Annotated in this window: 1 protein-coding gene; it reads right to left on the bottom strand. The window is 69.1% G+C overall.

The window, feature by feature from the left end; genetic code table 11:
• Positions 1-82: 82 nt before the first annotated feature.
• The coding region (locus GVL52_RS32160) for a hemolysin III family protein (RefSeq protein WP_200848008.1) at positions 83-440 on the bottom strand (358 nt) is incomplete at its 5' end.

Genomic DNA, 440 nt, shown 5'->3' with positions numbered 1-440 from the left:
CTGGTAGGCAGCGTGGGTCGCGATGGGGCGGTCAGCCGTTGCAGGCATTGCTTCTTGCGCCAAGGCCCCAGGCGCAGCGGGTTCAGGCCACGACGTTGACGACCGCCGCATAGTGGCTCGCCGTTCCACCCAGCACGAACAGGTGCCAGACCCCATGCGCATGGCGATAGCCGGCGCGATTGACGTAGAAGACCGTGCCCACCGTGTAGAGGCCCGCACCGGTGAGCAGCCACCGCAGCCCTCCGGCGTCGATTCGGGCCAGCAGCGGTACGGCGGCGACCACCATGGCCCAGTCCATGCCCACGTAGAGCGCCAGGGGCGGTGCTGGAGAAGCGACGCCCAGTTCGCGCATCATGCCCAGCAAGGCGATGCTCCACACCGCCACCAGGACGGCCCAGTCCCAGGCACCTTGCGCCGCGACCAGGGCGAAGGGGGTGTAG

The sequence above is a fragment of the Rhizobium sp. 18055 genome (assembly GCF_902706285.1).
Lineage (GTDB): Bacteria > Pseudomonadota > Alphaproteobacteria > Rhizobiales > Rhizobiaceae > Rhizobium.
This window is presented reverse-complemented; position numbering and strand designations above follow the sequence as displayed.